Annotated in this window: 8 protein-coding genes and 2 pseudogenes; 9 read left to right on the top strand and 1 reads right to left on the bottom strand. The window is 74.0% G+C overall.

The features are described 5' to 3' along the window. Window positions 1-201 precede the first annotated feature (201 nt). From AB0E96_RS33835 to AB0E96_RS33795, 9 genes and pseudogenes are all read left to right on the top strand, one after another. Window positions 202-903: pseudogene (locus tag AB0E96_RS33835) on the top strand (DNA polymerase III subunit gamma and tau); the annotation flags it as partial. 144 nt (window positions 904-1,047) lie between these two features. Next, window positions 1,048-1,389, top strand: a complete 342-nt coding sequence (locus tag AB0E96_RS33830) for a YbaB/EbfC family nucleoid-associated protein (protein ID WP_359829624.1) — start codon at window positions 1,048-1,050, stop codon at window positions 1,387-1,389. A 355-nt stretch (window positions 1,390-1,744) separates the two neighbouring features. Next, on the top strand, window positions 1,745-2,344 hold the full coding sequence (gene recR / locus AB0E96_RS33825) for a recombination mediator RecR (protein ID WP_218198914.1): 600 nt from the start codon (window positions 1,745-1,747) through the stop codon (window positions 2,342-2,344). Next, the gene (locus AB0E96_RS33820) at window positions 2,337-3,071 is read left to right on the top strand and encodes a DUF5063 domain-containing protein (RefSeq protein ID WP_359829623.1); all 735 of its coding nucleotides are present in this window, start codon (window positions 2,337-2,339) and stop codon (window positions 3,069-3,071) included. Before recR ends, AB0E96_RS33820 begins: the two co-directional genes overlap by 8 nt. Window positions 3,072-3,519: 448 nt before the next feature. Beyond that, the gene (locus tag AB0E96_RS33815; protein ID WP_359829622.1) at window positions 3,520-4,800 is read left to right on the top strand and encodes an aspartate kinase; all 1,281 of its coding nucleotides are present in this window, start codon (window positions 3,520-3,522) and stop codon (window positions 4,798-4,800) included. Between the two features lie 96 nt (window positions 4,801-4,896). Further along, window positions 4,897-5,994 (top strand): aspartate-semialdehyde dehydrogenase, encoded by a 1,098-nt coding sequence (locus tag AB0E96_RS33810; RefSeq protein ID WP_359829621.1) that lies wholly within the window; start codon window positions 4,897-4,899, stop codon window positions 5,992-5,994. Window positions 5,995-6,355: 361 nt separating this feature from the next. Further along, window positions 6,356-6,901 carry a SigE family RNA polymerase sigma factor gene (locus tag AB0E96_RS33805; protein WP_350517356.1) on the top strand — a complete coding sequence of 182 codons (546 nt, stop codon included), beginning with the start codon at window positions 6,356-6,358 and terminating at the stop codon, window positions 6,899-6,901. Next, on the top strand, window positions 6,894-8,237 hold the full coding sequence (locus AB0E96_RS33800) for a hypothetical protein (protein WP_359829620.1): 1,344 nt from the start codon (window positions 6,894-6,896) through the stop codon (window positions 8,235-8,237). The genes AB0E96_RS33805 and AB0E96_RS33800 overlap by 8 nt, the downstream gene beginning before the upstream one ends. An 84-nt stretch (window positions 8,238-8,321) precedes the next feature. After that, on the top strand, window positions 8,322-9,101 hold the full coding sequence (locus AB0E96_RS33795) for an SURF1 family protein (RefSeq protein WP_359829619.1): 780 nt from the start codon (window positions 8,322-8,324) through the stop codon (window positions 9,099-9,101). A gap of 62 nt (window positions 9,102-9,163) precedes the next feature. On the opposite strand, the pseudogene AB0E96_RS33790 reads toward AB0E96_RS33795, so the two are convergent. Then, window positions 9,164-9,628: pseudogene (locus AB0E96_RS33790) on the bottom strand (hypothetical protein); the annotation flags it as partial.

Below are 9,628 nucleotides of genomic sequence, written 5' to 3'. Positions count from 1 at the left end.
CCAACACCAAGGCCCCGGCCAACACCAAGATCACGCTGGTCGACTACAAGGCCCAGGACAAGCCCCAGATCCCGCCGCTGGCGAACGTCAAGCTGCGCGTTCCCGCCCGCCGGAGGCGCCCCCGCGGCGGCTCCCACGGCTCCTACGGCTCCCACGGCTCCCGCGGCGCCGCCTGCGGCGCAGCAGCCGCAGGCCGTCCAGGCCCAGGCACCGGCCCCCGTGCCCGCACCGGCCTCAGCCCCGGCGGCGGCTCCCGGCGGGCAGCCGTCGGCGTCCGCGCAGCAGGGTGCCGCGCAGGTGCGGCAGCTGTGGCCGCAGATCCTGGAGGCGGTGAAGAACCGCCGCCGCTTCACCTGGATCCTGCTCAGCCAGAACGGCCAGGTGGCCGGTTTCGACGGCAGCGTGCTCCAGGTGTCCTTCATCAACGCCGGCGCCCGGGACAGTTTCGTCGGCAGCAACAGCGAGGACGTGCTGCGCGCCGCGCTGGCCGACACGCTGGGCGTGGACTGGCGGATCGAGTGCATCGTCGACCCGTCCGGCGGCTCCGCCGGCCCGGGGGGCGGTGCGCCGGGCGGAGGTGCTCAGGGCGGCGGGGGCTGGGGAGCCCCGGCGCGTCCGGTGGCGGCCGCTCCGGCGATGCCCGCCCCCGCTCCGGCGCCCGTGCAGGCTCCGCCGGTCCAGGCCGTGCCGGCGCCGGTGCAGGCTCCGCCCGTGGCGCCCGCGCCGGTGCAGGCCCCGCCGTCGGCTCCGCCGGTCCGGTCGGTGCGGTCGGTGGCCCCGGAGGACGACATCCCGGAGGCGGACGACCCGGACCTCAAGGAGGACGTGTTCTCCGGCCAGGAGCTGATCATCCGCGAGCTGGGTGCGACGGTGCTGGAGGAGATCCACCACCAGGGGTCCTGATCCGGGCCGGGCCCCCGGCCCTCGGCCGCCCCTGAGCCGACCCTGATCCGGCCCCGGTCCGGGACCCGGGGCAGTGGGCAGCACGTAGGCTCGGCGGTGACGGACGAAGCATCGCAAGACAGCCGTGACAGCAAGGAGACAGCCGTGTTCCCCGGTGGTGGCCAGCCCAACATGCAGCAGCTGCTGAAGCAGGCGCAGAAGATGCAGCAGGATTTCGCGAAGGCCCAGCAGGAGCTGGCCGAGACGAAGGTGAACGGTACGGCGGGCGGCGGCCTGGTCGAGGCGACGGTGACCGGTGCCGGCGAGCTGGTGGCGCTGACCATCGCCCCGGCCGCGGTGGACCCGGAGGACACCGAGACCCTGGCGGACCTGATCCTGGCGGCCGTCCGGGACGCCAACCAGACCGCGCAGAAGATGCAGGCCGAGCGCATGGGGCCGCTGACCCAGGGCCTGGGCGGCGGCGGCATCCCCGGCCTGCCGTTCTGACGACCGGCTTTCGGGTCGACCGACTTTCGGGTCGAACAGTCTGTAGTTCAGACGACAGACCCATGTGATTTATGTGGGAGTCGGGCGTCGGGCGCTGTGTCCGACGCCCGATTCGTTGGATGATGGCACCGGAGCACCACCGGCCGTCCGGCACCGCCGGCCGTCCGGCACCGCCGCTCGTTCGGCAGCACCGACGGTCCGGCACCCGCCGGCCGTCCGGTACCGCCGGCCGTCCGGTACCGCCGGCCGTCCGGTACCGCCGGTCACCCGGCACCCGCCGGGCCGTCCGACACCACCGACCATCCGGTACCGCCGGTCACCCGGCACCACCGACCATCCGAGGGAAGGCGCGACGTTGTACGAGGGCGTGGTTCAGGACCTGATCGACGAACTGGGCAGGCTGCCCGGCGTCGGGCCCAAGAGCGCCCAGCGGATCGCCTTCCACGTCCTGCAGGCCGACCCGACCGACGTGCGCCGGCTGGCGCACGCGCTGCTGGAGGTCAAGGACAAGGTCCGCTTCTGCGCGGTCTGCGGCAACGTCGCGGAGGCCGAGCAGTGCCGGGTCTGCCTGGACCCGCGCCGCGACCTCGCGGTCATCTGCGTGGTCGAGGAGCCCAAGGACGTCGTCGCCATCGAGCGCACCCGTGAGTTCCGCGGCCGCTACCACGTGCTGGGCGGCGCGATCAGCCCCATCGAGGGCGTCGGCCCGGACGACCTGCGCATCCGCGAGCTGCTGTCGCGCCTCGCGGACGGCACTGTCACCGAGCTGATCCTGGCCACCGACCCCAACCTGGAGGGGGAGGCGACCGCCACCTACCTGGCCCGGCTCTGCAAGCCGATGGGCCTGAAGGTGACCCGTCTGGCGAGCGGCCTGCCCGTCGGCGGGGATCTGGAGTACGCGGACGAGGTCACCCTCGGCCGCGCCTTCGAAGGGAGACGACTGCTCGATGTCTGACCGGACGATCAACCAGCAGCCCCACACCCCCCACCAGCAGTCCCACGGGGAACCGGGGGCAGCCGCCCCGCACGAGGGGGCGCACGCCCCGCACACCCACGGCCACGGCTCGGAGCCGGACGACTTCGCCGTGCAGATCGCCGACTCGGTGGAGAGCTTCGTGCTCGCCGTCACCGAGGTCGCCAAGGGCGACGAGCCCGGCAGCGCGGTCTCGCTGCTGCTCCTGGAGGTCTCGCAGCTGCTGCTGGCCGGCGGCCGGCTGGGAGCGATCGAGGACGTCGTCCCGGAGGACCGCTTCGAGCCCGACGCGGGCCCGGAGCCGGACGGCGAGCAGCTGCGCGAGCGCCTCGCCGAGCTGCTCGCGCCGATCGACGTCTACCACGAGGTCTTCGACCCGTACGGCCCGCCGGAGAAGCCCAACGCCTTCCGGATCTCGGACGACCTGGCCGGCGTGGTCAGCGAGCTCCAGCACGGCCTGACCCACTACCGCGAGGGCCGGGTCAGCGAGGCGCTGTGGTGGTGGCAGTTCTCGTACCTCTCGAACTGGGGCACGACCTGCACGGCGGTGCTGCGGGCCCTGCAGTCGCTGATCGCCCACGTCAGGCTGGACAGTCCGCTCGGCGCGGTGCCGGACGGCGCGGACACCGACGACGACGGTCTCACCGACGAGCAGCTGGAGCAGCAGGCGGGCGACCTGATGGCGGCCGAGCTCGGGCTCGGGCGGTAGGCCGCTCCCGGGTGGCCGGCCGCCGACACGCGGCCGCCGACACGCGGGGGGCGACACACCCGGGGCGGAGTGCCGGCGGCGGCCTGCGGACGGCCGCACGCGGTATGCGGCATTCCGCGGCAGCGCCTCCGGAGGCATCTTCGGAAGTGCTTTCGTCAGTGCCTTCGGATTGTGACGGATGCCTCAGCGAATCGGCCGGAAAAGAAATCCGGCCGGATCACCGTCCTCCGATCCGCCGATTCTTCGGAGCCGTGCCGAATCGCCCGCAGACCTGACGGCGGTGGCCCCCCGTACGGCCGCTCACGTGCTGAAACTACCGTCTCACCATATGGAAAGCGCCAGTCGCGGCACCCCTGCTCGGTAGACTGACGACGACCGCACCCCCCTCTCCCCAGGGGGGTACGGGGGCCCGTAGCCCCCGGAAAAGACTTCGAGTCGAGGAGCGCACGTGGGCCTTGTCGTGCAGAAGTACGGCGGCTCATCCGTTGCGGATGCCGAAGGCATCAAGCGCGTGGCCCGTCGGATCGTTGACGCCAAGAAGGCCGGCCATGAGGTCGTCGTCGTGGTGTCCGCGATGGGCGACACGACGGACGAGCTCATCGAACTCGCGGAGCAGGTGTCACCGCTGCCTGCCGGCCGTGAGTTCGACATGCTGCTGACCGCTGGAGAGCGCATCTCCATGGCGCTGCTGGCCATGGCGATCAAATCCCTGGGTCACGAGGCGCAGTCCTTCACGGGCAGCCAGGCCGGTGTCATCACCGACTCCGTGCACAACAAGGCGCGCATCATCGACGTGACGCCCGGCCGCATCCGCACCGCCCTGGACCAGGGCAACATCGCGATCGTGGCGGGCTTCCAGGGCGTCTCCCAGACCAGCAAGGACATCACCACGCTGGGCCGGGGCGGCTCGGACACCACCGCCGTGGCGCTCGCCGCCGCGCTCAAGGCCGAGGTCTGCGAGATCTACACCGACGTGGACGGCGTGTTCACCGCCGACCCCCGCGTGGTGAAGAAGGCCCGCAAGATCGACTGGATCGCCTACGAGGACATGCTGGAGCTGGCCTCGTCGGGTTCCAAGGTGCTGCTCGACCGGTGCGTCGAGTACGCCCGTCGCTACAACATCCCGATTCACGTACGCTCGTCCTTCTCGGGTCTTCCCGGGACGATCGTCAGCAACGACAACCCGCACAAGCCCGAAGGGGGCGAGATGGAGCAGGCCATCATCTCCGGAGTCGCCCACGACACCTCCGAGGCCAAGGTCACCGTCGTCGGCGTGCCCGACAAGCCGGGCGAGGCGGCGCGCATCTTCCGCGCCATCGCCGACGCCGAGGTCAACATCGACATGGTGGTGCAGAACGTCTCCGCCGCGTCGACCGGCCTGACCGACATCTCCTTCACCCTGCCGAAGACCGAGGGCCAGAAGGCCATCGACGCGCTGGGCCGGGTCAAGGAGGGCATCGGCTACGAGTCGCTGCGCTACGACGACGCGATCGGCAAGATCTCGCTGGTCGGCGCCGGCATGCGCTCCAACCCGGGTGTCACGGCGACCTTCTTCGAGGCGTTGTCCGCCGCGGGCGTCAACATCGAGCTGATCTCCACCTCGGAGATCCGCATCTCGGTGGTCACTCGCGCCGAGGACGTGCCGGAGGCCGTCCGCGCCGTGCACAGCGCCTTCGGCCTGGACAGCGAGAGCGACGAGGCCGTCGTCTACGGCGGCACCGGGCGATGACCCGGGAACGGAGCGGGAGCGCCGGGCGATGACCCCGGCCCCGAGCCGGAGCGCCGCGCCCCGCCAGGGCACCGCGCTCCGCCGCGGCGCCGGGCGATGACCCGGCGTCCCGGCCTCGCCGTCGTCGGCGCCACCGGCGCGGTCGGCGAGGTGCTGCTCGGGCTGCTCTCCCTCCGCCGGGACGTCTGGGGCGAGATCCGACTCGTCGCCTCCCCGCGCTCGGCCGGCCGTACGGCGATGGTGCGCGGGGAGGCCGTCGAGGTCCTCGCGCTGGCCGAGGAGGCCTTCGCGGGGATCGACGTCGCCGTGTTCGCCGTCCCCGACCCGGTCTCCGCCCAGTGGGCGCCGATCGCGGCGGCCAAGGGCGTCGTGGTGATCGACGACTCGGCCGTCTTCCGGACCGCCGAGGACGTGCCGCTGGTCGTCCCCGAGGTCAACGCGGCCGCGCTGCGGATCCGCCCGCGCGGCATCGTGGCCAGTCCGGCCGGCACCACCCTGGCGATGATCGCCGCGGTCGGCGCGCTGCACGCCGAGTACGGGCTGGCGCAGCTCGTGGTCGCCACCTACCAGGCCGCCGGCGGCGAGGGCCGGGCCGGCGAGGCGGCGCTGCGCGCGCAGACCGGGCTGGTGGCGGGCACCGCGGTCGGTCGGCAGACCGGCGACCTGCGGGCGCTGATCGCCGATCAGGGGCCGTTCGCCGCCCCGCTCGCGCTCAACGCGGTGCCGTGGACCGGCGGGCTGCGCGAGGGCGGCTGGTCCGCCCAGGAGGCGGGCATCCGCGACGAGTCCCGCAAGGTCCTCGGCCTGCCCGCCCTGAAGGTCTCGGCGACCTGCGTCCACATCCCCGTCGTCCGCACCCACGCGCTGGCGGTGCACGCGCGCTTCGAACGCGAGGTCACCCAGGAGCACGCGCAGGACATCCTGCGGGACGCTCCGGGCGTGGTCCTCTACGACGACCCGTCGGCGGGCGAGTTCCCGACGCCGAACGACGTGGTCGGGACGGATCCGGTCTGGGTCGGGCGGGTCCGCCGCGCTCTGGACGAGCCGGACGCGCTGGACCTCTTCCTGTGCGGGGACAACCTGCGCAAGGGGGCGGCGCTCAACCTGGTGCAGCTGGCCGAGCTGGTGGCGGAGGAGCTGACGGCGGGTGAGCCCGCGGCCGAGCCGACGGAGCCGGACGAGCCGGCGGGCTAGGACCCCCGGGCTGGACCACCGGGCTGGATCGACGGGCTGGAAGCACCGGGCCGGAACCACCGGGCCGGGCCCGTCAGGCCGGCCCCGACCGGCCCCGGCACGTTCCGATGTGCCCACATGTGTCCATACCTGTGTTCGCTCCTCGACACAATCCGTCCGGAATCCCGTGGGAATCCCCTGGAGGCCTCTTCCGTCGATGCGGAAGAATGGGCCCCGGCCGGGGCAACCATGACAGGGGATCGAGTGTCCAACGTGCGTGGCGAACGTGATGGTGGGGGCAAGGGCGGGCATCCCGGCGAGAGCCGCGGTGTCCTTCCCGTCGCGCGCCCCGTGGCCTGCGAGTAGGCCGGAAGAAGACCATATGACGGCGGCCGCACCCGGTGCGGCGGACTCCGGCGCGGGTACCGACGCGGGTACCAGCGAGGACCTCCTCACCGAGACCTACCAGGCGCACTACCGCTCACTGCTGCGGCTCGCCGCGCTGCTCCTCGACGACCTCTCGACCTGCGAGGACGTCGTCCAGGAGGCGTTCATCCGGGTGCACGCCGCCCGGCGCCGGGTGCGCGAGCCCGAGAAGACGCTGGCCTACCTGAGGCAGACGGTCGTCAACCTGTCCCGCTCCACGCTGCGCCGCCGCATCCTCGGGCTGCGACTGCTGCCGAAGCCCATGCCTGACATGGCCAGTGCAGAAGAAGGTGCTTACGATGCCCTGGAGCGCGACCAGTTGAAGGCCGCGCTGCGTGGTCTGCAACGCCGTCAGCGGGAGGTTCTGGTGCTGCGTTACTTCGTGGACATGACGGAGGCGCAGGTCGCCGAGACCCTGGGCATCTCGCTCGGCTCGGTGAAGGCCTACGGCTCGCGGGGACTCGCCGCCCTCCGCGTCCAGATGGAGGCCGGACATGGCTGAGCCGGACGGCAGTCGTCGGCGACCGGCGGACGGGGCCCCCGACGGGGACGCGACCGGCGGCCGCGGAGCCGCCGCTCCCGGCACCGGTACCCCCGGCACCGGTACCCTCGGCACCGGCACCCCCGGCACCGGCACCCCCGGCACCGGCACCCCGGGGACGGGCGCTCCCGGCACCGCCGCTCCCGGGCCGGACCGTCCGGTCGGCGAGGTCCCGGAGCTGCTGGACCTGTCCACCGAGGAGCGGGCGCTGCGCGAGCTGCTGCACGGCGCCGTCTCCGGCATCCAGCCCTCGGTCGGCGGACTGCCGCGGATCCGGCGGGCCGTGCCCCGCCGCCGGGCAGCCCGGCGCGGTGCCTGGACCGGGGCGGCCGCGCTGGCCTTCGTCGTCGCGATCGGCCTGCCCGTCCTGCACGAGGGCGAGCACCTGGGGCTCTCCGGCGGCCCCGGCTCGGCCGACGCCAAGAGCCCGGCGGCCACCTCCCCCAGCACCGCCGGCACCGCCGGGGGCACCGGTGCGGCCCCGCACACGGACCCGAGCGGCACCGGCGACGCCTCTCCGTCACCCGGCGTGTCCACGGCCCCGCACACCCCCGGCGGCGGGCTGACGCAGACGGACGGCGGCATCGCGCCCACCGGGACCTCCGGCGCCGGGGACGTCGGCATCGTCCCGCTCTGCACCCGCTCGGACCTCGGTGAGGGCCTCGGACAGGTCGGCACGGCCGACGCCGCCGGGCGGATCTACGGCTCGTTCACCGTCTACAACACCTCCGGGCACAGCTGCCGGCTCGGCGGGCCGGGCTCGGTGGCGGTCACCGCCGTCAGCGGCGGCGACCGCGGCCGCGTCCGCACCGCCGACCACACCCCGGGCGACCCGGCCGCCGGCCTGCCGGCGATGGACGGGGAGCCCCCGGTGCTCGCGCCGCGGGCCGGGTACCGGGTGCCGTTCGCGTGGGTTCCGGACCAGACCTGTGGCGGCTCGGGCGCCCTGACCACCCCGTCGAACGGCCTCTACAAGGCGGCGCTGCGCGCGGACCTCCCCGCCGCCGAGTCCGGTGCTCCGGCCTCCGTACCCAGCGAGGAGGCCAGCGCCAATCCGCCGGCCTCCTCGTCCCCGTCGGCGGGCCCCACCGGCGCCCCCAGCCCGACCGTGCCCCCGACCGGCAACCCGACCACCGCGCCGCCCGCCGTGACCGTCGCCCACACCCCGGCCCCCGGCAGCCCGGCGGCCGCCACGGCGATCCTGCCGGTGTCGTGCAGCGGCACCGTCTACCGCGGTGGCGTCCAGAGCCTCGGCGGTCCGGCACCGCAGCCGTCGGGCTCTCCGACGGCGGGGTGACTCCGGACGCGCCGGGAGCACGCCGCCGGTCCGGGCCCGGGGGTCGGAGGCCGGGCGGGTGTGAGGAGTGGTTACCGTGGGGGTGTGTACCGGTTCCTCCTGACTCCGCGCTGGCTCGGCGGCACCGTCGTGGCCGTGGCGGCCGTGGCGGTCTGCCTGTGGCTGGGCTCCTGGCAGCTCGGCCGGTTCGAGGACCGGGTGTCCACGCACCAGGAGACCAAGCAGGCGCTCACCGCTTCGAGTGAAGCCCGCCCGATCGACGCGCTGCTCGACCAGGCGAACCCGCAGGTGAGCACGGAGACCGTCGGCAAGGCCGTCACGGTGACCGGCAGCTACGACACCGAGCACCAACTGCTCGTCCCCAACCGGGTGGTGGACGGCAAGCAGGGCTACTACGTGCTCACCCCGCTGCGCACCGCCGACGGGCACGCCGTGGCCGTGGTGCGGGGTTGGGCGGCGGGGGCCCCCACCGCCGCCGAGCCGCCGCCGGGCGGACAGGTGACGGTGACCGGGCGTCTGCAGGCCAACGAGTCCGTGGGCAGCAACGGGGCGGTGGCGGGCGGCCTGCCCGCCGGACAGCTGGGCATGATCAACCGGGCGTCGCTGCTGAACGTGCTGGAGTACGACGGCTGGTACGACGGCTGGGTGGCCGCCGACGACGCGCCCGCCGGGCTGGTCACCGTGCCGTCCGTGCAGCCGCAGGGCGGGGACGGGCTGACGCTGCGCGCGTTCCAGAACCTGGGCTACACCCTGGAGTGGTTCGTCTTCGCCGGGTTCGTGGTCTTCATGTGGTACCGCCTGGTGCGCCGTGAGGCGGAGGCGGAGCAGGACCGGGTCCTCGGGCTGGACCCGGTCCTGGACTGACCGGCGGCGTCCCGGCTCGGCCGGGGGTCAGCGCTCGGCCGGGGGTCAGCGCTCGCCGGGGGTCAGCGCTTGGTCGGCAGGGCCGGTGCCGGTGTCGGCTTGACCGCCGGCGGGGGCGGAGTCGGCGTCGGGGGCAGCGGCCGGCCCGGGGACGAGGAGTCGGTGGGCAGCGGCGTCGGGTCGCTGTGGCAGTGGCCGTTGCCGTTTCCGCCGCCGTTGTGGTCGTCGGAGTCGTAGTGGTCGATGTGGTGGTGCACCGTGCGACCGGTCTTCGACCCCTTGGAGCCCTTGGAGCCCTTCGAACCGGAGGAGCCCGAGGAGCCGCCGGACCCCTTCGATCCCTTGGCGAGCTCGACGGTGCCGTCCGGGTCGGTCGGCTGGTACGCGGCCAACCGGACGGCGGTGCCCGCGGCGGCGTTACCGGACGCGCGCCCGGGGCCGCCCGCGGTCCCCGGGCCCGGCGCGCCCGCCCTGGTCGCGGTGGCGAGCGGCGTGGCGTGCGGCGCGGAGGACGGGGCCGAGGACGG

It is taken from the genome of Kitasatospora sp. NPDC036755 (genome assembly GCF_040636595.1).
Classification (GTDB): Bacteria; Actinomycetota; Actinomycetes; order Streptomycetales; family Streptomycetaceae; genus Kitasatospora.
The sequence above is the reverse complement of the archived record's forward strand: the minus strand, read 5'-3'. Positions and strand labels throughout refer to the sequence as shown.

Bases quoted from the DNA above. Each gene is read 5' to 3' on its own strand.
- AB0E96_RS33820 (WP_359829623.1), top strand. From the start codon at position 2,337: ATGTCTGACCGGACGATCAACCAGCAGCCCCACACCCCCCACCAGCAG.
- AB0E96_RS33810 (WP_359829621.1), top strand. From the start codon at position 4,897: ATGACCCGGCGTCCCGGCCTCGCCGTCGTCGGCGCCACCGGCGCGGTC.
- AB0E96_RS33805 (WP_350517356.1), top strand. From the start codon at position 6,356: ATGACGGCGGCCGCACCCGGTGCGGCGGACTCCGGCGCGGGTACCGAC.
- AB0E96_RS33800 (WP_359829620.1), top strand. From the start codon at position 6,894: ATGGCTGAGCCGGACGGCAGTCGTCGGCGACCGGCGGACGGGGCCCCC.